This window comes from Spongiibacter sp. UBA1325, assembly GCF_002306875.1.
GTDB classification, from domain to species: domain Bacteria; phylum Pseudomonadota; class Gammaproteobacteria; order Pseudomonadales; family Spongiibacteraceae; genus Spongiibacter; species Spongiibacter marinus.
The window spans coordinates 159482-185359 of sequence record NZ_DBTD01000006.1 but is presented as its reverse complement, the minus strand read 5'-3'; the positions used below and the strand labels follow the sequence as shown (position 1 = coordinate 185359).

Genomic DNA, 25878 nt, shown 5'->3' with positions numbered 1-25878 from the left:
AGCCTGTCGCTGCTTAAATGTAGTCATCACCGCCGCGACCCAAATCAATTTGGCCGCTATCGGCCAGGCTACGCGCGATCGTGAGGATCTCTTTTTGCGCCTGTTCAACCTCGCTGATTTTTATTGGCCCACGCGCTTCCATATCGTCGACTAACATCTCTCGTGCGCGCTTGGACATATTGCGCAGAATTTTTTCGCGCACCTCTTCTGAGGCGCCTTTTAAGGCAATTGGCAGCAGGTCAGAAGACACTTCACGAAGTAACTGCTGCATGCCCTTGTCACTGATGTTAATCAGGTTGCTAAAGACAAACATCAGGTCTTGAATCTTGGTCGACAGCTCCTGATTATTTTTTGCAACACTATCGAGAATGCGTGTCTCGGCGTCGCTGTCCAAGCCGTTGATAATGCCCGCCGCTGCCGCTGCACCGTCGATATCCCGGCTCTTTAATTTGGCCGTTACTGACAGTTTTTTCTTCAATACATTTTGCAGCTGGGTCATCGCCGCATCGGGAATCGTTTTCATATTCGCGACGCGATACACCACATCGTTTTGCACCGCCTCGGGAAACTGCGCCAGTACTTTTCCTGCTTGCTCCTGCTCCAGATGAGCGAGGGTAATGGCGATCATTTGCGGGTGTTCGTCTTTGAGCATTTGCATCAGTGCTTCAGGCTCAACCCAGCGCAGTTCATCCATCTCACTGCCAGCCTCGTCGCCGAGTACGCGCTTGGCCAAACTGCCGCCTTTTTGCTCACCCAAGGCATTGGTGAACATCTTGCGAACATAGGACTGAACGCCAACCGCGAGCGAATTTTCAGACGCCGCACTCTCGTGGAAGTCCTTAACAACCTCCACCGCTCGCTGGTTATCAACACGTTTAATATTTGCCATTGCCGAACCGATACGCTCGACATCGTCGGGCGAGATATGTTGCAGCACCTTGGCCGCGTAGCTCTCGCCCATCATTAGCAATAACAACGCAGCCTTTTCACAGCCGGGAATTGCTGGCGCCGCCGTCGCGCCACTGGCGTTTGCATTAGCCATTGTCTTCAGTCACCCATCTGTTAACGACCTGCGCCACGCGGCGCGGATCTTCTTCAACCATTCCACGAACATCGCCTAACTGCTGCTCAAAGCTAATGCCTTGAGGGTAGCCCCCCGCGTTCGGCGCCCCAAGAGCAGCCACCGGCTGCTGTTGCAGCTCGCCGCTTATTCCAGGCTCATCCGTGCTCGCCACCGGCGCGGGCGCCTTGTGTTGCAGTAAGGTTTTCACGCTGGGCCGCAGCACTGCAAACACGATGAATAGCAAGGCAACGCCAACCAACACCTGCCGCACCAAATTCGCAAACCAGGGCTGCTCCCAGATCGCAGGACCCGTCGCCTCTTCGTCGAAGGTTACGGTTTCGCGAAAATCTGCCGCCATCACCGTCACCCGATCGCCGCGCTGTTCTTCGAAGCCCACGGCGTCTTTCACCAATAACGTCATGCGCTCAAGTTCTGGGTTGGTCATGGGCTCCACGACGACTTCCCCTGCCTCGTTGACGCGGCGGTGATTGTCCACCAGCACCGCGACCGAGAGTTTCTTCAAGCTGCCGCTTGGGTTACTGCTATGGGCAAGCACCCGCTCGATTTCGTAGTTGCGAATAACCGAGCGATTACCGGCGTCAGCATTCGCCTGCTCACCGCCCTCGCCGTCTACGCCCGCCGGCGGCGGTTGATTCGACAGAGCACCCGGCACACCGCGCCCCTGGGCGGCGCCGCCATTGAGCTGTTCGTTAATCTGTTCACTGCGCACCACCTGTCGGTCGGGGTTCCAGCTTTCCCGGCTTTCCTGCTCACTGCTGAAATCCACATCCGCGGCAACCGTTACCCTAACGCGGCCGGAGCCGGCGATGGGCCGGATCAAATCGGCGATCCGCTCTTCGTACGCCTGCTCAATGCGACGGCGATAGGTGAACTGCCTATCACTCAGTTCCAGTTGGTCACCATCACTGCGGCTTTCATTGAGCTGCTGCCCCAGCTGATCCACCACGGTGACATCCTCGGCATTCAAGCCACCGATGCTGCTCGCCACCAGATTGATAATGGCCGAGACATTGCGTTTAGAGACTTCGCTGCCGGGGTACACATCCAACATAATCGATGCGCTCGGCGCTTTGCGGTCACGCACAAATACCGATTGCTTGGGGATCGCCAAATGCACCCGAGCTCTGCGCACCTGCTGCAGGCTTTCTATCGTACTGGCGAGCTCCTGCTCCAGCGCGTAGTGGTATTTTTTTGACTGCATAAATTCGCTAACGCCAAAGCCCTGCTCCTTCTCCAGCATGGCCATACCGCTGCCGTCTTTACCCAGGCCTTGTCCGGCAAGACGGATTCTCGCGTCATAAATTTGCTCCGCTGGAACCATTATTGCGCCGGTTGAATCCTGAATACGATAAGGAATTCCCGCCACATTCAGCGCATCGACAACCGACGATGCGCGCTCCGGCGGTAGTGAGGAGTACAACGCACGATAGTCACCACTTTGCGACCACAACACTGCTGCAACACCCAGCGCAACACTAGCGGCGATACCGACCAGAATCAGCAGCTGACGCAGCACGTCGTTTTTGGCGGCGCTTTGCAACACACTGTTAACAGAAATGCTTTGCGAATCAGCCATGACTCAAACCCTTTCTTACACGCAGCACGCTCGTTGTCACATTGACATCCTCATCACTTCTTTATAGGCGTCAACGACCTTATTTCGCACTTCCACCGCGGCCTTAAACGAGACTTGGGCCTTTTGCATATTCACCATCACCTCTGTGATGCTGACATTCGGGTCGCCGCGCTCAAACGCCGTTGCCAACTGGCTGGCGTTCGCCTGAGTTTGGTTAATCCCCTGAAGTGACTGCTGCAACATCTGCGAAAAATCGACCTTCGGTGCCGCATCAATGCGACCCGGATCCCGCACATCGGCGGCACCGGGCATCGCGCTTTGCTCGCGCAGCGCACGTATCTGGTTGAGGATAGAGTCAACTTTCATTCCGTCTGACATGACAACGCTCCATTAACCTTGCAGGCATTGCTGCTCACGCAGCCTGGCTAATTTGTAGCGCAAGGTGCGCGGGCTAATTCCAAGAATTTCGGCCGCTTCTTTCTTTGAGCGGCCCTGGCGCAGGGCGTCGCTAATTCTCTGGCGTTCCTGATCTCGCATAAAACCATCCAACGGCGCGCTGGCGCTGCCAGTCGTCGCCGTGGAAAACAGCTGCATACCCTGCTCAAACTGGATATCTCTGTCGCTAATACGGTGGTCTTGGCGCAAAATCAACGCCCGCTGAATAACGTTGTCGAGCTCGCGAACATTGCCCGGCCACGCGTAGCTAAGTAGTTTTTCGCGGGCATCGTGAGTGAGCACCGACTGCGCACTGTCGATAGACTCATCGCGCTCGAGAAAGTGTTCGGCCAGCGGCAAGATATCTTCCCGGCGCTCACACAGGGCGGGCAGGCAAAGGGGGAAAACATTCAAGCGGTAAAAGAGGTCCTCGCGAAACTCGCCGGCCAGTACGGCCTCACGCAGATCCCTGTTAGTGGTCGCAATGACGCGCACGTCCAGGTTCATACTGCGTCGGCTACCCAGACGCTCAATTTCCTTTTCCTGCAGCACACGTAATAACTTAGCCTGCAAGCCAATATCCATTTCAGAGATTTCATCCAGCAGCAGCGTTCCGCCCTGGGCTTGCTCAAACTTGCCCGCGTGGCTGCTTATCGCCCCGGTGAACGCGCCCTTCTCATAACCAAACAGCATGGCCTCGAGCATGTTTTCCGGAATCGCGGCGCAGTTCACCGCAACAAAGGGGCCCTCAGCACGGCGCGATTGCGCATGTATGTAGCGGGCATAAACTTCCTTGCCGACGCCGCTCTGCCCACAAATCAATACCGTGGCATCCGTCCTGGCAACGCGCGTCGCAAGATCGCGAACAGCAATTGATGCGGGGTCTTTGGCGATTAACTGTTTCATTTCGCTTCCCCCCCATCGATGCGACGATGCAGAGCACCAACAACACCGGGCAAGGTCGCATGGCAATGCTCCAGGAATACACGCGTTGACGCGAACTCGCGCATGCAGGCCTCTATCGCGAGGGACTCTGTCGCAGGAGACGCTGAGGAACCGAATGTGAGTATTTCTGCCATGTTACTGCCCTATCGTTTAACTCAGGGAGGATAATGCAACAGCCATACCAACAAATTTTTAGTATATTTTTCAATAGGTTAGATAATTAAAACATTGAATTGACAATATTTTGGCAGGCGAAAAACAGGCGTAGCGACAAGCTTGTGGCAGGTAAAATAAATGCGCCTATTCCACTGCGTTAGAAGATTTTTCCGATACCGCTATCCGCAGCATTGACGTAAAGAAAGAGTGATAAGAAATTAATGGCGGGAGTTATCAAACAACAAGCGTAGCTGTGGCAAGCGACTACCTGTCATCGAGGAAACATTGGCACTCTGTCGAAAAAATAGCCTACTGGCTAATACCCATTTTCTTCATTTTTTCTGCCAGCGTGGTGCGCTGCAATCCTAACAACTGCGCAGCGCGGGTGATCACGCCTTGCTCACGCTCGAGAGCTTGGTTAATGAAGGCCTGCTCCAATTCCTGAAGATGATGCTTCAGGTCAATACCTTCCTCAGGAAGCGTTGCGCCAGCATTAGCGGTGAGCGGATCGTCGTCTTCGCGCTGAAGCAATAGCTCCATCAGCACGTCTTGATCTTCGCGCTCGTTGACTGGCTGATCGTCGTCGACCAGCTCAAAGCGGTACTTGGCAGGCAGGTCATTAACGCCTAAACGCTTCCCACCATGGGTGATCGCCAAGCGCTCCACCAGGTTCTCTAATTCGCGCACATTGCCGGGCCAGTTATAACGCTGCAAGGCACGCAATGCACTGGCTGAAAAACTGGGCGGTTTCATGCCGCGCTCAGTCAAACGCTCAGCGAAGTTTCTGGTCAGCATTTCAATATCTTCCGGATGCTGACGCAAAGAGGGAACTTCTATGGGAAAAACATCGAGCCGGAAGAACAAGTCTTGACGGAAGGTGCCCTCGTCGACCATCGACTCCAAATTGCGGTGGGTTGCAGCGAGAATGCGTACATTGCACTTGCGCGTTTCATTGCTGCCAACACGTTCGTAACAGCGCTCCTGCAAAACACGAAGCAGCTTCACCTGCATGGGCAAGCTCATATCGCCAATTTCATCGAGGAATAAGGTACCGCCCTCAGCCATTTCAAAACGGCCCTGGCGACTCGCTACCGCGCCGGTAAAGGCCCCCTTTTCATGGCCGAAGAGTTCGCTTTCGAGCAGGTCAGCGGGGATGGCGCCGCAGTTCACAGGAATAAATGCTTTACCGGCGCGATCTGAACACTCGTGGATCTTACGTGCGACCACTTCCTTACCGCTGCCAGATTCACCGCGAATCAACACTAAGGTGTCGAACTCGGCGACCTGTTTAATCAGAATATCCAGCGCCCGCATAATGCGAGACGGTGCTGGCCCGCTACCCCCGAATTGTTCTGCTTGTGATGCCATAAGCGTCTTCACTAGAACTCGTTATTGTGGATGTAGCCGGAGGGTCTCCGAAAACGCTACTTATGGTGGCGGATTGAGCACGAACATAAGCTCGATTTGCCACCCGCGTGGTCACCATAATGCGAGAGGCCAGCGGAGCTGTTAATACGTAATAGCTCTAGGTTAGTAGAAATACGGAGTCGCTGAGCGTGCCACTTGTGAGAGTGGCCGGAGGAGCGCTCTCGGCACTGGCCGCTAACGGCCGCCGAGGCACGCGTAGTGAGAGGGCACTAACAATTGGACAGGTAACGCCCCACGTTCTGGGCCTTCCGCCGGTGCTCGAGCTGCTTGTGGCTCAGCGTATTGCGTTTATTGGCCAGCGCGGTGGAGACGTTGTCATCAATCGTCAAAATATGCTGTATCACCTGCGCAACCAGCCCGGACTCCTCAGCGCTGCAGGCCTGCGCGAAAAAGGCCTCCATCGCCAGCCGCCGGTCGCGCTGGCGAGACAGGGCCTCGTTCCACTCTCCCTGCTCCGCCAGAGAACCAATCTCTTCGGTCATAAGCAGTAGCTCGCGAAGCTGCTGTTGACGAGGGCTTAACAGCTCCGCAGCGCGGAGAGCGCCAATGTCTGCCGGCACTGCCATTTATACGACCGCCTCGCCCGCTGAGTAAGCTGTGCTTTCGCGGCTAGGATCAGGAATCGCATCCCAGGCCTCTTTTAACTCGCGGAGCAAGCCTGAAACTTCGTCTAAAGCCTCTGTATCGTTTTTGACGTTGGCCAGTAGCAGGCGACGATTCATGTAGTCGTACAACCCCTCGAGGTTTTCACTCAATGAACTGTCTACACTGTGGTCGAGACTTAAACGCAAGCCGTCGATAATCGACATGGTTCGGCTAATGCTGTTTGCCTTAAGCGAAATTTCTCCCCGCTGTATTTGCCCCCGTGCCAGCGCAAGTCTGTCTAACGCGCCGTCCATCAGTAACTGAATAAGCCGATGTGGGCTGGCCGCCTCAACCTGGCTGTGTGTGCCAACACTGGCATAAGCTTGACTAACCCGACCTGCTGAATAGCTCATTTTTTATCCTCTTGCCTTGCTTGCCGATGATCTATCCAAGTTATCGGCATATCAGGACGGCGCTTTAGGGTGTTTTGCTAAAAGCCGCCCTCGGAATCTACCTATGCTAGTCCTGTTTGACACTGCCCGGCAGGTTCGCCAATTGCTGTGTCAGGAAATCGCCGGTGCTGGTCAATTGCCCCAGTAGGCTATCCAGCGCCGTAAACTGTTTGAAGTAGCGCTCCTCCACCGAGGCAATACGGCGATCAAGCGCTTCTCGCTGATCGTTAATTCGTTCAATTTGGCCACTCAAACCCTCAGTGCGAACATCCAAGATACCGCCTCCCTGGGTGTAACGCTCGAGAGTGTCATCCAAACGATTTGCATAACCGTCGTCGTTGGCAAAAAGATTTTGAATCGCCGAAAAATTGCTACTGATGACGTCGCCGAGCTCATCACTGTCAATCTCCAACAGCGAGTTGTCACCCGTGGTAATGCCAATTTGCGCCAGAGAGTTGATATCGCCGCTGATACTGCCAACGTTTAAGCCGATTTCACTGCGCAGCCGCGTGGCGATCTCCCGAGTGGTCGAATCACCTTGCAAAAGACCGGCGGTATTCGCCTCCGGGTCGTAGGCGGTAAGGTCGTTCAGTGTGGTGTTTAAATTGTTATATGCCTGAACGAAGCCCTCTACCGCGCGCTTGACCGCGTTGGTGTCGAGGCTGACGTCTAGAGTAATTTTTTCGCCGGGGCGCGCTTCGCTGAGGTTGAAAGTAACCCCTTCAATCATGCCTGCCACGGAGAGGTCTGAACTGGTTTGCGTAAACCCGTCAACCTCGATGATGGAGTCCAGCGCGGCAACCTTTTCAATCATTGGGTTGCTACCGGCATTGGGGTCGTAGCTCAACTGGCTAAGGTCACCGGTATCAGCAAGATCGGTGGTCACGCTTACCGCAATGGCATTTTCCGCGCCACTGTTGTCACTGGTTAAGACCAACTGCGCGCCATTTTCATCATTTACAATACTTGCCGATACGCCAACATTGTCCTCGGCGTCATTAATCGCCGCGCGAATGGCTTCTAGCGAGTCACTGCCGCTTTCAACATCGACGCTGAAGCTTTCGCCGTTAACGGTGATGCTGAGCGTGCCGGTACCGACACTGGTCTGGGCGCCGGCATAAGCGGCGGAGGCAATCTTATTTCTGGTGGCAAGCTGCTCGACACTTACCTCATAGCTGCCGGCCGCAGCGGTATCGTCCACGGAAACGCTAAAGGGGCTATCCGAGGGGAGTGAGGAGGAACGCTGATTATAGGTGTCGACATTCTGTAGCTTAGTCAGGCTGCTTTGAAATGCTTCCAGGGAGGATTTCAGTGTGCCAAAGGCGGACAGTTGCGCCTGAATACGCGCTTCCTTTGACGCCAGGCGATTCGCTTGCGGCGCGCGCTCTGCCTCTACCAATTGCGAGACAATGCTGTTGATATCTAAACCGGAGCCTGCCCCGGATACGGTGAGCGACGCCATGTCACCTCCTGCCTTGCGGCCTCGGTGGTTTGCACCGACGCTGCGCTGTTTGTTATGCCCTTGGCGGCGCCAATACCCCACACCACCGAGACGCGTTACTGAAGCAAAGCAAGCTTCGCGCCATAAGCCAGGTTCTAGGCCTCGTCGTTAATTAAACTGCCAGTACCTTCAATAAACGTACGCGTGATGTTTAACAGCTCTTCCGGCGGAATCTGCCGAATCACCTCACCCGATTCTGCATGAATGACCTTTAAAATGGTTCTACCGGTTACTTCATCGATAGAGAACTCAAGGTCTCGCTCGCGATCACGCATGATCTCATTGAGCTTATCCAGGGCCTGTTCGGTGCGCTCGATACGCTCTGCCGGGTCAAACTCTGCAACGAGTGCTTTCGCTATTCTGCTCAGCTCTTCGCCTTCTTTACTATCCGGATTTGCCGAAGTCACCGCGCGTGGCACCGCCGAAGGCGGCAAACTTTGTCCGTTAGCAGGTAAGCCTCTGCCGCTGTCTGGGCGCTTTGCCACCCCGTCAGCGAGGGGGCTAACAACACTGCGAACACTTGCTAGATTCAGACTGGTATCCATATGCATTCACCTTTTCAGCCCGTCACCGATTTTGCGAAGCACGTAAAGGGCCTTGCGGCCCTTATTCGAAATACATCACCCGGTGCGGGGCCAAATTACCCGCTCATTCGAGCGGGCGGTTTGCGACTTACTGGAGCAGACTCAGGGCTGCCTGGGGCAGTGAGTTTGCCTGAGCAAGGATCGCAGTGCCGGCCTGCTGGAGGATCTGCGCCTTGGTCAAGTTAGCCGTTTCAGCAGCGAAGTCTGCATCCAGAATCCGGCCGCGTGACGCTGACAGGTTCTCAGAGATCGTCTGCAGGTTGGTAATGGTGGATTCAAAGCGGTTCTGTACCGCACCGAAGGTGCTGCGCAGGTCACTTACCGAGGTCAGTGCCGCATCCACACGCTGGATGGTGTCTTCAGAGTTGGAGACTGAGGTCACGCTCACTGAGCTCAGGGTTGTTGAGTCCACCGCGATGTCGAAAGTGGCATCCGCCGCGTTCAAGCCCAAGCGCTCAGTTTCGCCCGTTACCTGAATCGCTTCAGAGGCAGACAAAGTGACGTTGCCGCTGATCACGCTGGTCAGGTCACCCACTGCAGCGTAGGTGTCGTTCACACCGTCGTTGGCAACCACTGTCGCATCGGTAATACCCTGCTGTGTGGTGTTGCCGGTGGTGTTCTGATTGATGGTGATATTACGGCCATCGTCAGCGCTCAGGGTTAACACACCGCCAGTGAAGCTAGCGCGCACGCCCGTGTCATCTGCCTGGAGGTTGATGGCATCGGCAACATTAGTACCGGTGATGTTGCCAGTGGGCACACTACCGTCGTAGATGTTAACGCCATTGATGTTCAACTCGTAACCCGAGTCAGAACCGGCAGCAGTGATGGTAGTGAAGTCCAAATCCACCGATGTAGACGCTGTCGCGGTCAGGCCAGTGATACCAGCAGAGTTGATCGCCTGTACTTTAGAGTAAGCACTGTTGGCTTCACGACCTGCGCCGGTTGAGGAAAGGTCTTCGCTAGCGCCGACGGAGATGGCCGTACCACCGCCAATCGAAATGCTGGTTCCACCCTCGGTCAAGGCCGCAGAAGTATCTACCAACAGTGTTTGCGCATTGCTGGTGTTGGTTGCGATTTGGCCGATCTGGTTAGAGCGTACGCCAGTGTTGAGGCTCACCGAAATGGTTTCGCCGACGTTGGCACCCACTTGGAAGCTGGCGTTGCCGAAGCTACCGTCGAGAATTTTCTGACCGTTAAAGCTGGTTTGACCACCGATGCGGTCGATCTCAGCCAAGCGCTGCTGTACTTCTGCGTCCAGTGCCGCGCGGTCTGAAGACGAGTAAGTTGAGTTGGCAGCCTGAACGGCCAGCTCACGAATTCGCTGCAAGTTATTGGTGATCTCGTCCAACGCGGCCTCACCGGTTTGCGCGAGTGAGATACCGTCGTTAGCGTTACGCACTGCCTGGTTCAGGCCGTTGATCTGTGTAGTGAAGCGCGTGCTGATCGCCAGGCCGGCTGCATCATCTTTTGCGCTGTTGATACGCAGGCCAGTCGAGAGGCGCTGCAATGAGGTGCTGAGTGATTCCTGTGAGCGCGACAGGTTTCTCTGGGCGTTCAACGAGGCAACATTTGTATTGATGCTAAGGGCCATGATGACTCTCCTTCCACTTTATTTCGGTAAAGACGCTAGTCTTTAATCTTGCCCAGCCGCAGTGACTGCGCGTTGCTTTCAGCCTATATAACGGCGCTGGCATGGCGAACTTTATGGTTTTTTTTGCTCTCTACGGGTAATTACGTAGGAAAGGAAGGGGAAGCTAGGTAGGGCTACGTAGTCAGCCAACGACGGGGCTTTACCGCCATTGGCATTTTCCAAAATACTGGGGGGCGCTAGGCCTTAAAGGTAGTTAAACAATGACAATCCCTGAACTTTCGCAAAGGCTTGCTGAGCCGCCTGCAAACCGAGGCGCTGTTGCTCAAACCGCGATACCGCCTCGGCGTAGTCCAGGTCATTAATTACACTCAGGTTTTGCTGAACCTGCAGGTTCACGCTTTCATTCACCTCGCGCTGCCGGTCCAGCGCCTGCATTCTGGCACCGCTGTCCGCCTGCTTGGCGATAAGGTGGTCGAGGGCTTGGTCAATGTTCGCCAGGGCGCCGTTTATCGACGAGGTTTGCAGTGCGCGACTGGCGCTGCCGCTGCGCGGCTCGGCAAGCGTTTGCGCTAAATCGGCAACCATTGAGAACACATCTTCGGCCTCACTGGCACGCAATGAGAAGCTGTCTCCCGCTGCTGGCTCACCCTGAATACTCACCGTCATACCCGCAACATCGATACTATCACCACTGCGATAGCTGGCCGTTGCAATAACCGCAGCAGAGCTATCACGTAACTCATATTGATCTGGCGCGATAAAAACAATATCGATGGCATCGCCGTTATACAGCTGCTGATCGCTGACAGCGCCCGCATCGATCACCGCTTGGCCGGTATTCGAAGCCCCGGCAATAGCCTGAAAACGGCCATTGCCATTGGCAATACCGGTGAATAGCTCCGAGCCCGGGCTGGTATCTGCCAGCTGGCGATTCGCCCCAACCTGGAGTAAACGCTGGCCGTCATCGCCATTGTAACGAAAGCCGTTTACATCTCGGCTAAACGCCTGGGTGTCCTGCTGATAGCCGGAGAAGATATAGCGGCCGTCACTGTCGCGGGTGTTGGCCAGCGCCAACAGGCTGTCGACTTGTTGTTCCAGTTCCCGCGCGATCGCCTGACGCGATTCATTGTCCTGGCTGGCATTGTTCGCCTGCAGGGCCAGGGTGCGCACCCGCTGCATAATTTCAACGCTCTCCGCCAGGGTGGACTCTTCCATGCGCAGCCGGTTGTCCAGGATCACTGCATTACGCTGAAACTGCTCGCTGCGGTCCAGCGAACGACTGAGTTCCAGGCTGCGTACAGCGCCCACTGGGTCGTCGGCGGGCGACAGGCGTTTTTCCCCGGTCGCGAGCTGGGTTTGGGTATCAAGCAGCTTGCTCTGCTGTTCGAGCATCGCACTCAAGCCGCCGGCATAAATTTGCGCTGTGGAAATTCTCACCCTACTCCCCCACTAGCGAAACGAGCTAATCAAGCTCTGGAATAATTGATTGGCGATACTCGTTGCCTGAGCAGCCGCCTGATAAGCCTGCTGATATTTCAACAAATTGGCCGCCTCCTCATCGAGATTGACGCCGGAGATGGCTTCGACATTTTCACGGGTCTGACGAAGCAGGTTTTCCTGTGAGTCTCGGTTCAGCTCCGCGCTGCGCGTGGCCACCGCAATATCGCCAACCAAGCCGCTCACCGCGTTTTGTACACTGCTGGCGCCGCCATCTAACAGTTTGCTGTCTTCCACGGCGGCCATGGCGAGCATATTTCGGTTATCGCCGCTCGCCCCGCTGTTGGCCTCAATGTAAAAACGATCACCCGCAATGGGGCTACCGGTGATCGCCACGGCATTGCCGTTGACGACAATCTCTGCGCCGGGGCTGTAACTAAAACTGCCGCTGCCATTAATTTGGTAAGTACTCGCATCCAAAAACTCAATGGCTACGCTGGCCGACAAGTTTGGATCGCTGGCATCGACAATACGCGTTTCGGTAATTTGCGCTGCGCCGGTATTGGCGCCGTCAGCGCCGCTGCGCGTTGGCGCCGCAGCCGCTAGCTGCGCCGGGTTACTCATTATCACCGATACCTGCGCGGCGGCATCGGCGGTCGGTGTCACCAAAAAGCGATCCCCCGCCGCCGCTGGGGCGTCCAAGGTCAGCGACACGCCATCGATCAGAAATGGGTCGGCCGCCGTGCCGCTGCCACTCCAGGCTGAAATTTGTTGGCCATTGGCCGCATTACGAAACGACCAGGCAGCCCCGTCAAATTGCACCAGCAGATTTCGGCCGTCTAAGGCTGAGATGTCTTCAATCGTTGCCGAGAGCTGGGCGCCACTCGCATTACCGGTGGCCGCGATTGCCGACGGACTCAACGTATTAAAGATATCCGCGCCCAGGTTGCCATCAAGATCCAGCCCCTGACCATTTTGCTGATTGAGTGAGGTTGTTAGCGCCGTTGCAATGCGCCCCAGCTCATTTTTTGTGGTATCGAGTAGGCCGTCCCGAAAGCTCAGCGACGCGCCGAGACTGCCGCCTGAAAGCACCTCACTGATCGGCGACTGTGGGCTCGACGCCATCGCCAGCTCCAGCCGATCTGAACCAAAAGGGCTGCGAGTGGTGGTCATTGACCGGGACTCTTCGCCGAGCACCAGCGATTGGCCGTTGCCAATGAACACATTGGTGGCGCCGTCATCCTGCTCCACTGTCTTGATGGAAACGAGATCATTCAGGCGCTGCAAGGCCAAATCGCGCTGGTCGAGCAGGTCATTGGGCGCGGCGCCAAACTTTCCTTGCGCTTCGACAACCAAACCGTTGATATCGGCCAACTCCTGAGCGAGGTCATTAATATCGTTCACATCGCTCTGAATGCGCGCATTGACCTCCTTGCTCAACCCCTCCAGTTGCGCCGAGAATTCAGCGAATCGACCACCGAGGCTCTCAGCTTCAGACAACAATAATTGCCGCGAGGGAATTGAGGCAGGGTCGTCAGCGAGATTCTGCACGCTGTCATAAAAGCGCGATAGCGCGGCGCTGATCCCCAGCTCCGGGTCGGACAGACTGTTGTCCAGTTGCGTTGCCAATTGGTAGAAGTTATCGAGCTGGCTAAATGAACCGCTGGCATTGCGCATTTGCAAGTTGGCGAACTCATCGTACACGCGGCGCACATCGCTCAACTTCACCCCAGAGCCAATGGACAGGTCGCCCATTTGCTGGGGGATTCGTGTCGCAAAGTCGACCCGCTGGCGGCTATAGCCCTCTGTGTCGGCGTTGGCGATATTGTGGCTAGTGGTCGCCAGCGCCCGCTGATATGACACCAGAGCAGATAGCGCATTACCCAACATATCTGCCATGTTAAATTCCTCGTTTCACTGCCAAGTTATCGGCCGTTAGCGGCGACACTTGAGCGGCTTTTGTTAACAGCTGCTGACGAAGTTGCGCGCCCTGCTCCGTTAACGCCGCTCCAGGGGCGACACCATGGCCACTGAGCTGCTGTGCAATGGCGTCGGCTAAACCAATGCCGCCCTGCTCTGAGAGCGTGACGGAAAGCTGTTTGTCGTGCATTTCCTGGTACAGCTCACCGCCATTACTGTCGAAGAGCCCACCCTCGGGTACGGCGTCGCGCATGCTTTTTAGCATCATTTGCAAAAACAGCGCTTCAAACTGGCGAGCCACCGGCGCAATTGCCTGTTCACTGTCGGCTTGCGCCTCACTGCGCAGCGCAGCCAGGCCAGAGAAGTCGTGGTAATTACCCGCCTTTGAAATATCCATTTAAATCACCAGCAACTCGGCGCGCAGCGCGCCAGCCTGATTCAGTGCTTCGAGAATCGCCACCAAGTCGCCGGGAGCCGCGCCGACCTGATTGATCGCCTTAACAATTTCTTCCAGAGTGACGCCGGCATCGAGTAAAAACATTCGCGAGCCGCTTTCTGCAACATCAATACTGGAGCGCCCGGCCGCAACGGTTTGGCCATCGGCAAAGGCATTGGGCTGACTGATATCGACCCGCTCGGTCACCGACACGGTGAGTGAGCCATGGGTCACCGCCGTGGGCATCACCCGTACATTGCCACCAATCACGATGGTACCGGTGCGGGAATTAACCACCACGCGGGCACGGGCTTCGGCGGGATCGACCTCAAGCTCTTCAAGCATGGAGATAAATGTTACGCGGCGGTCAGCACTGGAGGGGCCGAGTACTTTGACCGTCGCCGAGTCCATTGCACTGGCCGTGCCGGCACCAAAAAACTCATTAATTTTCTCCGACAGGCGACGCGCAGTGGTGAAGTCCGGCGTTTTTAAATTCAGCATGACCTCACCATTGCTGGCCATTTGGCTAGGCGCAGGTCGCTCGACAATCGCGCCGTTAGGGATGCGGCCAGCGCTGGGGATATTCACCGTCACGCGGGAGCCGTCATTACCTTCAACCCCTAGCCCACTGACCAATAAGCTGCCCTGGGCGACGGCATACACCTGGCCGTCGGCGCCCATCATCGGCGCCATCAGCAAACTGCCCCCGCGCAGGCTGGCGGCGTTGCCGATCGATGACACCGTCACATCGATGGTCTGTCCCGGCTTGGCAAAGGCAGGAAGATTAGCGTGAATGGTTACCGCCGCGACATTTTTCAGCTGCGGGTTCACGTTGTCGGGAACGCGAACGCCAAAGCCGGTCAACATATTGCGAATGCTTTGTATGGTAAACGGCGCCTGACTGGTCTGGTCTCCGGTGCCGCTTAATCCCACCACCAAGCCGTAGCCGACGAGTTGGTTTTCACGCACACCGGCCACATTGACCAGGTCTTTCACGCGGTCGGCTGAGGCGGGTATGGCCAGCATAAAAAGTACGACTGCCAGCAGGCGTGGAAATAGAGATGGGCGGTGGTTGTTCATCGTTCTCACCCTCAAAATGGTGACAGTACTGACTGGAACAGACGCCCCAGCCAGCCCATGGAATTGGCATCGGCCAGCGCCCCTTTGCCGCTGTAGGTAATGCGTGCGTCGGCAACTTTAAACGAGGGCACCGAATTGTCGGCGGCGATGTCTTCCGGGCGAACAATGCCCTGAATGCGGATAAACTCGTCGCCCTGATTGATGGTTACCCACTTCTCGCCGCGCACTCGCAAACTGCCATTGCGCAACACCTGTGACACGGTAACGGTGATGCTACCGGTCAGACTGTTGCTCTGGCTGCTGCTGCCCTGCCCGGCAAAATCCTGGTCGCTGGACACACCCGTCGACAGCACTGGCGTGCCATTATGGGTCACCCCTCTGCCGAGTAGCGTCACAGTAGGTACCGAGATATTGCTTTCTTTAGCCGTCGCCGTGTTGGACTGCTTACTGGCGTCTGTCTTCTCGGACAAAATAACGGTGATGACATCGCCTACCTGCCGGGCGCGGCGATCCAAAAACAGGCTCATGCCATAGCCCGCTTGATAGATCGAACCGGGATTTTCGCTATTGCTGTATTGCTGCTCCGGCAACTGTGACTCCCACACCTGTTCGTCGCGCTCTGGTGCTTGGGCGCAGGCTGTGAGTAAAGCCACAGTAGCGAGCAGAAAAAAGCGGAAGTAGCGTGATAGGTTCATGGCGTCGCCCACTTACAGGTTGTTATTCACGTACTGCATCATTTGGTCGCTGGTGGAAATCGCTTTGGAGTTCATCTCATAAGCGCGCTGGGTCTCGATCATATTCACCAGCTCTTCCACCACATTCACATTGGAGCCTTCCAGCGCCCCTTGCGCCAGCGTGCCCAAACCGCTCAGGCCGGGCGTGCCAGTTTGCGGCGCACCGCTGGAGGCCGACTCCAGATACAGGTTTTCACCGCGCGCTTCTAAGCCAGCCGGATTGATAAAGTCTGCCAACTGTATGCTGCCCAATTGCACCGGCGCGGAGTCACCGGCGATCATCGCGCTGACAACCCCATCGGTGCCGACGGTAATGCTGCGCGTATTGGCAGGCACCGTAATACCCGGCTCAACGATGTAGCCGCTGTTGGTAACGATCTGCCCCTGGTCGTCCAATTGGAATGAACCATCGCGGGTGTAAGACAGGCTGCCGTCTGGCATCCGCACCTGGAAAAAGCCGTTGCCATTGACCGCTAAATCCAGGTTGTTATTGGTTTGCGTCATGGTGCCTTGGTTAAAGATTTTTTCAGTCGACACCACCCGAACCCCGGTACCTACCTGCATACCGCTGGGCAGACGAGTTTGCTGGGAAGATTGCCCGCCCACCTGACGGTAGTTTTGATAGAGCAGATCTTCAAAAGACGCGCGGTCGCGCTTGAACCCAGTGGTATTGGCGTTCGCCAGGTTGTTACTGACCACCTGCATGCGCGTGTTCTGCGCATCGAGACCGGTTTTGGCTACCCACAATGATGAATTCATATACCTATCCTCTTATTCCATTCTCATCAGGCGCGCACCGGCTTCGGATACCGTATTTGCGGTATTCATCACCTTCACCTGCATTTCAAAACGCCGGGCCAGTTCGATCATATTGACCATTGCCTCAACGGTATTCACGTTCGAGCCTTCCAAGGTGCCCGGCGAAACGCGAACACTGGCATCGGCGGCTGGCGTGGTGCCATCGAGCGTTCGAATCAAACCGTCTTCGCCCTTGCGCAACTGCTCAGGTTCGGCGCTGACCAAGCGAATGCGATCAACGGTCACCAACGACTCAGGCCCAAGACCCAGTGGTACTATCGACACTGTGCCGTCGCTGCCAATCGTCAAACTGTCGTGTTCAGGCACCGCCAGCGGTCCGCCATCGCCCATCACGGGCTGTCCGGCGCCATTGATCAGCATGCCATCGGCCGTCAGGTGAAGATCGCCACGGCGGCTCAGTGCCTCCTCACCCTGGGCGTCCTGCACGACAAACCAGCCCTGTCCTCGAATCGCGACATCCAGATCGCGACCGGTGGTCATCAGGGTGCCTTCACTGAAGTCGCTCAGGCGCGACTCCACCACCGAATTGACGCGTGTTTGATGGCCCGCTCCCTCTACCGGCTTTGACATCAACGCATGGAAGTCCGCCCGAAAGCCCGCCGTGCTAGCATTTGCCAGGTTATTGGCATTGCTGGCCTGCGCCATTTCCGTGTGTTTGGCCGCGGTCATGCCGAGATAAAGTAGCCGGTCCATACCTGCCTCCTAAAGCGATGAATACCCGCCTTAGCGGATATTAATAATCGCCTGAGTAACGGCGTCAGATGTCTGGATCATCTGGGTGTTCGCCTGGAAGTTACGCTGCGCGGTGATCATTTCCACCAATTGCTCGGTAAGATCGACATTGGAGCTCTCCAATGCACCCGCCTGCAGCAGACCAAAGTTAGAGCTACCCGGCTCACCCACACGCGGACTACCGGAAGAGAAAGTTTCCGCCCAGGCCGTGTCGCCCTGTTGTTGCAAACCATTGGGGTTAGAGAAGCCCGCCAGGGCGACCTTACCCAACTGGGATGACTGACCGTTGGTAAAGCGCGCCGACACGACGCCGTTGCTCGCCACTTCAATACCGGTCAATCGCCCTGTGGTGAAGCCGTCCTGCTGCAAGCTGTTCACACCAAACTCATTGCCGTACTGCGTTGATGAGGTGAAATCCAGCGAGAGGTCGATCGCTGCCGCGCCGTTGTTGGGGTCGTAGGAAGGCACAGTCACAATGCCCGAAGCGGGGCTTTGCAAGGTACCGGTATTATCAAATGACAGCGTATTGCCCAGGCTCACCGGGTTGTCGTCGATATAGACATTTTGCTGCCAGGTGTTTGCCGCGGGGTCTTTCACAAAGTACAGCGTTGCCGTGTGCAGAGTGCCCAACGAGTCGTAGACAGTCATCGACGTGGCGTGGTTATAGCTCGATGCTACTGTTGGATCGAAAGGCGTCGAGGTGGGCACTGGCGCATCGCCGGGCAGGTTTACGCCGATATCAGCGCGTGTCGATGCTCGCGGCGCGTTCTCGGTGACCTGCAGTTGCAAGTCAGACAGCGAACCAGTGGCAAAGTCGCCATTGGTGGTTGCCGGATACACCTGCAAACGGTCGTTATTGTTGTTCACCACAAAGCCTTCCCGGTCGACACTGAAGGCACCAGCGCGCGTATAGGTTACGCCACTTGAGCCCTTCATGGTGAAGAAGCCTTCGCCACTGATGGCCAGGTCCAGGTTGTTGTCGGTGAAGTCGATGTTGCCCTGCGAAAACTGCTGAACAATGGTATTCAAACGAACACCTGCGCCGGGCGTGGTTTTGGTTACATCGTTATTGGATGTTGCATACACATCAGCAAAGGATGTGCGGGAACTTTTAAAGCCTGTGGTGTTAACGTTGGCAATGTTGTGAGCGGTGACGTCCAGATGCGATGACGCTGCGTTCAGTCCACTCAATGCAATACGAAAGCTCATAGTTATACTCCTGCTGCGATCACTCGCGAATTGATCAATGAATGCGCCGAAGCGCCTAGCTAATTTCCTTTATTTGCGACATCGAGACCGTACCGACACCATCAATTTGCACCGTGGGGCTACCGCCGCCACTGGGCAAACTCACGCTGCGTACGGGGCTGCGAATATCCGTTTGCAAGGCCTCTACACTGTTGCCGTTCAGGTATTGCGCGCGAATTACATAATTGCCTGCGGGCAAACGCTCGCCGTCCAGGCCGCTACCATCCCAACGAAACGACACCGGCCCCGCCGCCTGCGGCCCTAACGCCACCTTGCCCAGCACCTCACCCGAGGGCGCCAAAATCTCGACATCGACCGCTTGCGTGCTCACCGGCAGTGTTACCTGACCGCTTACCGCGCCCTCTGATGGCAGGGCGACAACATCACTGCCAACCAGCACCTCTTTGCCGATCAGCGAGGACGCATCCAGCAATTGACCGCCGTACAGCGAACTCGTCAGTGCAGCCAGGTTGTCATTCATTTCGCTGATGCCGCTCACTGACGTTAGCTGCGCCATCTGGCTGATAAATTCCGTGTTGTCGGTGGGTTTAAACGGGTCTTGATTCTTAAGCTGCTGCAGCATCAGTTTCATGAAGTCGTCTTGCCCGAGCGAGGAGGCCTCTTTTTTTGCCGTACTCGCCGCACTCTGCTGCTGCAATTGTTCAAGCGTTCGCAATTCCATCATACAGTTCCTACTGTTTACCGAGCTGCAAGGCCCGCAGGGTCAGGGTCTTCACCGTGGAAAACACCTCGGCGTTGTTCTGGTATGAACGGGAGGCGGACAGCATATTGGCCATTTCATCAACGGTGTTCACATTGGAGCCGTAAACGTAGCCCTGCTCGTCTGCCATCGGGTGGCCCGGCTCATAACGCTTGGGAACGGGAGCATTGCTCTCGCTAATACCCACAACCTCGACACCGGCGACGCCCTGCTGGCGGTCCAGCACGGTGGCAAAAACCGGTTGTTTTGCGCGGTAGGCAGCCTGTTCACTGCTGGCCACCGTATCCGCATTTGCCATATTGCTGGCGGTGGTATTCAAACGCAGCATTTGCGCGTTCATCGCCGCAGCGGCAATATCAAGGGGATTCGCCATCGCTTATTGACCTCCCTGAAGAATCGATTTAATTCCAGAGAACTTACTACTCAGAAAACTCATAGTGGCCTGATAGCGCATGCTGTTATCGGCAAATGCCGCTTGCTCCACATGGCTCTCCACCGTATTGCCGTCCACTGAAGGCTGCTGAGGCACGCGGTACATCACCGGCGCCTGCCCCGCCGCTGGAGCAACCGCTTCGGTAATATGCGCTGCATTGCTGCGACTGAGCGATAACTGCTGGCCCTGCGCTGCCTGGCCCAGTGCTTGTTTAAAGTCGATATCGCGTGCCTTGTAGCCGGGCGTGTCAGCATTGGCTATATTGGCGGCCAGCAGTTCGGTACGCTGCTGGCGAAGCAGCAGTGCCTGCTGGTGTATACCGAGTGCCTTATCAAAATTAATCGCCATAAATCTGTCTCGCTAAAGTTATGGGCTGCGCTGCCGATACACTGGATAAGGGCGCAAAGCCTTTGGCGTTCGACATGTCCGACGCAAAGCGCGTGCCACTTTTTTATTCTTATATTTTTCAATAACTTATAAAACCGACGCCAACAAACCGTCGGTTTTTCGGCAAGCCCTTGCCGCCAGTTTCACCGGCGAGCGGCAAGTCTTTGTCACGCCTTCTAACACTCACTCTATTTCGCAAAACTGGCATAGCAATTGCTGCTTAACTCATAAAGCCGCCGCGCCGACAAAAACTTGGCGCCGCAAACTAGTAGTGAGGGAATAAGGTGTCATGATCTGGCGCGTAGCAATCACCATCGCTCTCCTGAGCAGCGTCTGCCCGAGCACTCTGGCAGACGCTGGCGTGGAGTCAGCGCAGCGTATTAGCGCTACTGCCAGCCAGTTCATTGCTAAACGCCACCCCTGGCAAAATGAGAACACCCGTATCACCGTGGGCGAACTCGACCCGCGCACCCGTCTGGCAAAATGTAGTCAGCGACTACAGGCCTTTTTGCCGCCCGGCGCGAGCATCCGGCGGCGCACGACGGTAGGCGTGCGCTGCGAAGGTGTTAAGGAGTGGAAGGTGTACCTGCCGGTAACGATCGCGGCATTCACTAAGGTCATGGTGAGCAAGCACCCTATCGCTGCCGGCCAGCGAGTGACTGAAGCGGATATCACTTGGACAGAGCGCGATGTATCAAGCCTGTCATACGGATACCAAAAGGGCCTTGGTGGTCAGGGAATGCTCAGCCGACGAAGTATTCCCCAGGGCGCGGTTATCACCGCGAATATGCTGGAGGCCCCAGCGATGATAAAGAAAGGACAAGAGCTCAAGCTCATTAGCCGCAGTACTGCCATTAACGTCAGCATGAAGGGACGTGCCCTGCAGGACGCGGCGAAGGGCGCTCGAATACGGGTGGAAAATATCAGTTCAGGCAAACAGTTAGAAGGTATTGTCATTAGTGGTAATACGGTACGAATCGAATAAAAAAAAGCTAAAGTTTTTATCGATAGCTGCCGTTAACTGTCATAAGGCATACCATCAACGCCAATGTAATGAGGAATTATCATGGTCGATCGAATTAATGGCGGCCCACTCGGCCAGCCAAGAAGGCTCGACAGTAACCCGTCTTCAAACGCGACCAACGCCGCGGATGCCGGTGCCACGTCGCCGCTCGAATCGGCAAGCACACCAGCTGCTGATAGCAGCCTGGTTGATCGCGCTCGAACCGCAATTGCCGGCAGCGACGGTATCGACCGCCAAAAAGTGGAGGCGATTAAAACCGCAATTCGCAACGGTGAGTTCACTGTCGACAGCGAACAGGTGGCAAAGGCCTTTGTCGACCTGGAACGACTGACAGATCCTAGCGCATGATGACCGATACCGAGCAACAGTTACTGGCCCATAGCCAGCGCTTTGAAGCGCTGTTAAACGAAGAGTTGGCAGTGCTGCGCGACCACGGCGACGCCGACCGCCTGCGCGAGCTTGCAGAACAAAAAATGGATTGCTGCCAGCAATTAGAGACGCTCGAGCGCCTGCGCCAACAGCAGCAGCCAGAGCGGGCGATGTCTGCGGAGGTGACTCAGAGCCTGCGCCGCTGTCGCGACCTGAATGAGCGTATCGGCAGCCTGCTTAGTCGACAGCAAGATTACAATGAACAGGCCATGCACATCCTCGGGCTGGGCAGCCCCACCCTGCGTACCTATGGCGCCGATGGCCAAACAGGCGCGTCAGCCTACAGCAGACGCCTTGGCGAAGCCTGAATACAAACAACGCAGTCTTATCAGCACCGCGCCGGCGCCCGCCGGCGCTAGAAAAGGCTGAGCTGCTGTTGCTCTACCGGCGCGGCGAAACGAACACCCACACCAATCAAGCGAACCGGGCAATGCAATCGCGCCCAGGCCTGTATCATCAGCGGTGGCAGGCAGGCGGGGTCAAGCTTGCCTTCCTGGCGCAATTCGATGGTGGTTACCTTAAATTCCCTGCTCTTCAACTTAACGAACGCGCCCGCGATAGCCTGTTCACTATGTGGCTGCAAACGCCGCTGTAGCTCGTCTATGAGTTGAGCAAGCGCTGCATCCGCGGCCTCCCCTGGCGACAGGTCCTCGGCAAACGTGCGCTCAACGCTCAACGATTTGCGCTGCCTTTCGGCCTTTACCGGCCGCGCATCCACACCGCGCGCATAACCATATAACTGTCGCCCAAAGCGACCAAAACGCTCCACTAAGGCCAGCTCGCTCCACCCTTGCAGCTGCTCGCAGGTTTCGATGCCAAGTGCCGCCAACTTCGTCGCCATCACTTTGCCGACGCCGTGAATCTTGGTTACCGGCAGCGCACGAACAAAGTCATCGACCTGATCGGGCCGTATCACCGTAAGCCCGTCAGGTTTTTGCCAGTCGCTGGCAATCTTCGCCAAAAATTTATTCGGTGCAACGCCCGCGGAAATAGTAATTCCCACTTCGCGGGCTACCGCTTGCCGGATCGCTTCGGCAATGCGGCTGGCGCTGCCCTGAAAATGCGGCGACTCGCTGACATCCAGGTAGGCCTCATCCAGGGACAACGGCTCGATCAGCTCGCTGTAGCGACTAAATATTTCACGAATCTGCGCAGCAACATGGCGGTACTTATCCATATTCGGCGGGACCAAAATCAGCTGCGGGCAACGCTGCAATGCGGTTGCAGTCGGCATTGCCGAGTGCACACCATAGGCGCGCGCCTCATAGTTGCAGGTAGCGATCACGCCGCGCCGACTGGCCTTGCCACCAATGGCAATCGGCCTACCGCGCAAACGCGGGTCATCACGCATCTCCACCGAAGCGTAAAAACAATCGCAGTCGCAATGAATGATCTTTCTCGTGTTGAGCACCGACACCATGGCGCAGAAAACCCGCTTAAGACAAATACTGTACAAACATACAGACTTTACGCGAGCAGCTAGCGCTTGTCACTCATGGTAGTGAGGTATACTGTGCGCCACACCACCCACGTTGAATTAAAAAGGAATGCCGTAGCAATGAGTATTGGCAGTTGGACCCCGGACTCTGAAAAAGCCGCTATCACCATTGATCGAGACTTTCTCGAGCGCTGTATAGCACTGAGCGACGACGCGTCCCTGGCAACACTCCCCTCGCCGTTCTCTGAGGAGGAGCAGCAGCGCTATAGCACCGTCATGCGACTACCCGCTGAGCCCTGGCAACTCGCTGTGGCCGATTTCGACAACGCTGAGCTACTGGCACTCATTCGCTTCTTCACTGTTGCCGAAGAGCGGATTAGCGGCTGGGAAGCTGGCGCAGAATCCCCCGCCATTTGGATCAACAAAGTGTTGCGCAAACGCGGTGAAAAACTATCTGTTGAGACACTGCGCTGGATTCGCGCAAATAGCCGCAATCGCTTTATCCCCAATGGGGGCCTCTAGGGCGCTGCTACTTCTGCTCTTTATTAAACGCTGCCAGCGCTTCGGGGCTGGCTTCTTTTTGGTATTTCGATTTCCATTGCGAATACGGCATGCCATAGACTCTTTCGCGCGCCGCGTCGTAATCCACCTCTATGCCCTGCTCTTCGGCTGCAGCCGCATACCACTTCGACAAACAGTTACGGCAAAAACCCGCCAGGTTCATTAAGTCGATATTTTGCACATCTTTGCGGCCGTCCAAATGCTCGAGCAAGCGGCGAAAAACCGCTGCCTCTATCGCATCGCTCTGTGACTTGTTCATAATTTGTTCACTCATTCGCTGCATTACTCTGTTCATTATCAGGAAATTTGCTATGTTAAGCCAACGAACAGACTTCCTGCTCGCGACGTACCCCAACACTTTATGACGGAGTCAGAAAGCATGGCTAAACAAAAACTAGACCCTGTAGCGCTGATCAACCGGGAGATTGAATCTCTGGAAGATAAAGTAGAAAAGCTACGCGACCGCTTAATATCCGACGCGGATAAAGCACTGGAGCGCGCTAAGGCGCAAACTGAAAAAGCGCGAGCGAAAATTCGCCAGGAGCAGGAAAAGCTGCGCGAGCTGCAAAAGAAAGCCAAGGAAAATATGGATGCTCGCATACAGCGTCAGATGGAGCGCGCTCACAAGGCCGTGGACTCTGCGCGCGAGCTTGAGGTGGACGCCAAGGCGCTGGTCATTATGGCCCGCGAACAAATGCAGGATTTAAAGGCTGACTATCAGCGTGCCAAGGCTCTGGCTAAGGCTGCCCGCGATGCTGCGCGCGACTTCGACAAGAAAAACCCACCTAAGAAAGCGGCCGCTAAAAAGGCAGCGGCAAAGAAAGCCCCTGCTAAAAAAGCCGCAGCCAAAAAGGCACCCGCCAAAAAAGCCGCTGCTAAAAAAGCACCAGCAAAAAAAGCTCCCGCTAAAAAGGCCGCAGCCAAAAAGGCAGCCGCTAAAAAAGCCCCCACCAGCTAGTCGTGACGATCGCTGGCCGGCTCGCCGGCCAGCGTAACGACACTATTCAAAATCAACTGAATTAACTGCGTTTGCCGCGCGACGCCGGTTTTCGAAAACACCGAGCTGAGATGCGACTTAGCCGTATTCCGAGAAATATTTAAGCTGAGCGATGCCTCGTCCAGGCTTTGCCCGTTAACCAGTCGCACCGCCAATTTAGACTCTGCAGGTGTTAAACCGAATAGTTCGATTAACACATCACTGGGTGCCTGACGCGGTGCCATGGGGTCACTAATGAACACCGCTACGGCCGGACGCCGCTCACCACCGTGGTCACTGTGCGGCAGGGGTCGTATCAGCAGGCTTAAGCCACTCAATGAGCTGGCATCTGCAAGGCGAAAGGCGCGCACACAGCCTGCCTCGCGCTGGTGATGCGCCTGTATTACCTCGCCAAGTAGCATTTTGAAGTCTTGCTGCTCACGCCGATTTTCAAAACTCAGGCGTCCTCCCTGCAATGCGACACCGCGCCCCTGTGCTAACAGGCGCTCGGCCACTGGGTTGCTATTTAAGCTATCGCCGTTGGCATCCAGGGTAATCACGCCCACCGACAAACTGTCGATGGTATTGGCATACAGCACTCGCTCGCGTTCACTTTCACGTAACCGGGAGTGGATTTGCACCGCCTGTTTAATATGTGGCAGCAGTTGCTTGCACAGGGCCTTTTCCCGCGCGCCAAAATCTTCGCGGCTCTCTGGCCGCGTGACGCGCAGCCGTGCCAGTAGCTCCTCACCGTGCCATAAATCGGCACCCAGGATGTGCCGCACATTGGCTGGCTCTATATAATTTTGATAGTACTCGGACGCCTCAAACTCCTCTGCCGACATGTACTCAGCCACGGTGACGACATCGCCATCGGGAAGATTCACAAAGGGGTCTAAGGCAAAATAGGTCTCGTTGTAGGCGCGATAGATTTCCGGCGAAACCACCAGCGCGTTGAGTATCACGCCGGGGTCGTGCTCATTCGGCGGCCGCAGCAGCAAGGTCGCATAGTTACCGCCCAAGGCGTCCCTGAGCTGATCCAGAAACGCCTGCCAGGGGGGCGTTTCCAAAGTGCCACCGTAGAGCGCGCGCAGCAGAGCGTCCATACGCGGCGAGATAGAAATCTCAGACATAGAAGATCGAGGCCATTGTGATGCAATAGC

General features: G+C 56.0%; 30 protein-coding genes. 5 read left to right on the top strand and 25 right to left on the bottom strand.

From position 1 onward, the window contains the following. Window positions 1–13 precede the first annotated feature (13 nt). The 22 genes from fliG to flgB form a co-directional block, all read right to left on the bottom strand. Window positions 14–1042 (bottom strand): flagellar motor switch protein FliG, encoded by a 1029-nt coding sequence (gene fliG / locus B3K78_RS06660; protein ID WP_204996971.1) that lies wholly within the window; start codon window positions 1040–1042, stop codon window positions 14–16. Continuing rightward, entirely contained in the window at window positions 1035–2660 is a 1626-nt protein-coding gene (fliF, locus tag B3K78_RS06655; RefSeq protein WP_204996970.1) for a flagellar basal-body MS-ring/collar protein FliF, read from the bottom strand. The genes fliG and fliF overlap by 8 nt, the downstream gene beginning before the upstream one ends. 36 nt (window positions 2661–2696) lie before the next feature. Further along, the gene (fliE, locus tag B3K78_RS06650) at window positions 2697–3038 is read right to left on the bottom strand and encodes a flagellar hook-basal body complex protein FliE (RefSeq protein ID WP_027872879.1); all 342 of its coding nucleotides are present in this window, start codon (window positions 3036–3038) and stop codon (window positions 2697–2699) included. A gap of 12 nt (window positions 3039–3050) precedes the next feature. Beyond that, complete coding sequence (locus B3K78_RS06645; RefSeq protein ID WP_286694818.1) at window positions 3051–4001, bottom strand: sigma-54 interaction domain-containing protein; 951 nt, start codon at window positions 3999–4001, stop codon at window positions 3051–3053. Further along, window positions 3998–4174, bottom strand: coding sequence for a hypothetical protein (locus tag B3K78_RS06640; protein WP_204996968.1), 177 nt, complete (start codon window positions 4172–4174; stop codon window positions 3998–4000). Before B3K78_RS06640 ends, B3K78_RS06645 begins: the two co-directional genes overlap by 4 nt. Window positions 4175–4505: 331 nt before the next feature. Further along, window positions 4506–5564, bottom strand: a complete 1059-nt coding sequence (locus tag B3K78_RS06635) for a sigma-54 interaction domain-containing protein (protein ID WP_286694817.1) — start codon at window positions 5562–5564, stop codon at window positions 4506–4508. Between the two features lie 269 nt (window positions 5565–5833). Continuing rightward, window positions 5834–6190, bottom strand: a complete 357-nt coding sequence (gene fliT, locus B3K78_RS06630; protein ID WP_286694816.1) for a flagellar protein FliT — start codon at window positions 6188–6190, stop codon at window positions 5834–5836. Next, a complete protein-coding gene (gene fliS, locus B3K78_RS06625; RefSeq protein ID WP_286694815.1) occupies window positions 6191–6622 on the bottom strand; it encodes a flagellar export chaperone FliS in 432 nt (143 codons plus the stop codon). A 106-nt stretch (window positions 6623–6728) separates the two neighbouring features. Next, window positions 6729–8123: a flagellar filament capping protein FliD gene (gene fliD, locus B3K78_RS06620; RefSeq protein WP_286694814.1), complete on the bottom strand. Its 1395-nt coding sequence runs from the start codon at window positions 8121–8123 to the stop codon at window positions 6729–6731. A gap of 134 nt (window positions 8124–8257) precedes the next feature. Beyond that, on the bottom strand, window positions 8258–8707 hold the full coding sequence (locus tag B3K78_RS06615) for a flagellar protein FlaG (RefSeq protein ID WP_286694813.1): 450 nt from the start codon (window positions 8705–8707) through the stop codon (window positions 8258–8260). A gap of 127 nt (window positions 8708–8834) precedes the next feature. Further along, window positions 8835–10340, bottom strand: coding sequence for a flagellin N-terminal helical domain-containing protein (locus tag B3K78_RS06610; RefSeq protein WP_286694812.1), 1506 nt, complete (start codon window positions 10338–10340; stop codon window positions 8835–8837). Between the two features lie 243 nt (window positions 10341–10583). Further along, window positions 10584–11777: a flagellar hook-associated protein FlgL gene (gene flgL / locus B3K78_RS06605; protein ID WP_286694811.1), complete on the bottom strand. Its 1194-nt coding sequence runs from the start codon at window positions 11775–11777 to the stop codon at window positions 10584–10586. Window positions 11778–11789: 12 nt separating this feature from the next. Beyond that, complete coding sequence (flgK, locus tag B3K78_RS06600; protein WP_286694810.1) at window positions 11790–13676, bottom strand: flagellar hook-associated protein FlgK; 1887 nt, start codon at window positions 13674–13676, stop codon at window positions 11790–11792. Window position 13677: 1 nt separating this feature from the next. Beyond that, entirely contained in the window at window positions 13678–14094 is a 417-nt protein-coding gene (locus B3K78_RS06595) for a rod-binding protein (RefSeq protein WP_286694809.1), read from the bottom strand. Further along, on the bottom strand, window positions 14095–15213 hold the full coding sequence (locus tag B3K78_RS06590; protein WP_286694808.1) for a flagellar basal body P-ring protein FlgI: 1119 nt from the start codon (window positions 15211–15213) through the stop codon (window positions 14095–14097). A gap of 11 nt (window positions 15214–15224) precedes the next feature. Next, complete coding sequence (gene flgH / locus B3K78_RS06585; RefSeq protein ID WP_286694807.1) at window positions 15225–15908, bottom strand: flagellar basal body L-ring protein FlgH; 684 nt, start codon at window positions 15906–15908, stop codon at window positions 15225–15227. Window positions 15909–15920: 12 nt separating this feature from the next. Continuing rightward, entirely contained in the window at window positions 15921–16706 is a 786-nt protein-coding gene (flgG, locus tag B3K78_RS06580) for a flagellar basal-body rod protein FlgG (RefSeq protein WP_027872889.1), read from the bottom strand. A gap of 12 nt (window positions 16707–16718) precedes the next feature. After that, window positions 16719–17459, bottom strand: a complete 741-nt coding sequence (locus B3K78_RS06575) for a flagellar basal-body rod protein FlgF (RefSeq protein ID WP_027872890.1) — start codon at window positions 17457–17459, stop codon at window positions 16719–16721. Between the two features lie 30 nt (window positions 17460–17489). Then, window positions 17490–18707, bottom strand: a complete 1218-nt coding sequence (flgE, locus tag B3K78_RS06570) for a flagellar hook protein FlgE (RefSeq protein WP_286694806.1) — start codon at window positions 18705–18707, stop codon at window positions 17490–17492. Between the two features lie 55 nt (window positions 18708–18762). Further along, entirely contained in the window at window positions 18763–19431 is a 669-nt protein-coding gene (locus tag B3K78_RS06565; protein ID WP_286694805.1) for a flagellar hook assembly protein FlgD, read from the bottom strand. A gap of 7 nt (window positions 19432–19438) precedes the next feature. Beyond that, window positions 19439–19840, bottom strand: coding sequence for a flagellar basal body rod protein FlgC (gene flgC / locus B3K78_RS06560; RefSeq protein WP_286694804.1), 402 nt, complete (start codon window positions 19838–19840; stop codon window positions 19439–19441). 3 nt (window positions 19841–19843) lie between these two features. Further along, window positions 19844–20248: a flagellar basal body rod protein FlgB gene (gene flgB, locus B3K78_RS06555; protein WP_286694803.1), complete on the bottom strand. Its 405-nt coding sequence runs from the start codon at window positions 20246–20248 to the stop codon at window positions 19844–19846. Window positions 20249–20576: 328 nt separating this feature from the next. Between flgB and flgA the strand changes: the two genes are divergently transcribed. The 3 genes from flgA (at window position 20577) to B3K78_RS06540 (ending at window position 22048) form a co-directional block, all read left to right on the top strand. Beyond that, on the top strand, window positions 20577–21272 hold the full coding sequence (flgA, locus tag B3K78_RS06550; RefSeq protein ID WP_286694802.1) for a flagellar basal body P-ring formation chaperone FlgA: 696 nt from the start codon (window positions 20577–20579) through the stop codon (window positions 21270–21272). A gap of 81 nt (window positions 21273–21353) precedes the next feature. Continuing rightward, window positions 21354–21659 carry a flagellar biosynthesis anti-sigma factor FlgM gene (gene flgM, locus B3K78_RS06545; protein WP_286694801.1) on the top strand — a complete coding sequence of 102 codons (306 nt, stop codon included), beginning with the start codon at window positions 21354–21356 and terminating at the stop codon, window positions 21657–21659. Further along, window positions 21656–22048, top strand: coding sequence for a flagellar protein FlgN (locus B3K78_RS06540; protein WP_286694800.1), 393 nt, complete (start codon window positions 21656–21658; stop codon window positions 22046–22048). Before flgM ends, B3K78_RS06540 begins: the two co-directional genes overlap by 4 nt. 47 nt (window positions 22049–22095) lie before the next feature. Here the strand turns inward: B3K78_RS06540 and dinB are convergent, their stop codons facing one another. Further along, window positions 22096–23160, bottom strand: coding sequence for a DNA polymerase IV (gene dinB / locus B3K78_RS06535; protein ID WP_286695035.1), 1065 nt, complete (start codon window positions 23158–23160; stop codon window positions 22096–22098). Between the two features lie 138 nt (window positions 23161–23298). Between dinB and B3K78_RS06530 the strand changes: the two genes are divergently transcribed. Further along, window positions 23299–23700 carry a hypothetical protein gene (locus B3K78_RS06530; protein ID WP_286694799.1) on the top strand — a complete coding sequence of 134 codons (402 nt, stop codon included), beginning with the start codon at window positions 23299–23301 and terminating at the stop codon, window positions 23698–23700. A gap of 7 nt (window positions 23701–23707) precedes the next feature. Here B3K78_RS06530 and B3K78_RS06525 read toward each other — a convergent pair whose 3' ends face one another. Next, a complete protein-coding gene (locus B3K78_RS06525; protein WP_445655109.1) occupies window positions 23708–24013 on the bottom strand; it encodes a DUF1244 domain-containing protein in 306 nt (101 codons plus the stop codon). 105 nt (window positions 24014–24118) lie between these two features. Here B3K78_RS06525 and B3K78_RS06520 point away from each other — a divergent pair, with 105 nt between their 5' ends. After that, complete coding sequence (locus B3K78_RS06520; RefSeq protein WP_286694798.1) at window positions 24119–24697, top strand: hypothetical protein; 579 nt, start codon at window positions 24119–24121, stop codon at window positions 24695–24697. Here B3K78_RS06520 and B3K78_RS06515 read toward each other — a convergent pair. Beyond that, window positions 24694–25848, bottom strand: coding sequence for a helix-turn-helix transcriptional regulator (locus B3K78_RS06515; RefSeq protein ID WP_204996949.1), 1155 nt, complete (start codon window positions 25846–25848; stop codon window positions 24694–24696). The genes B3K78_RS06520 and B3K78_RS06515 overlap by 4 nt on opposite strands. Window positions 25849–25878 lie beyond the last annotated feature (30 nt).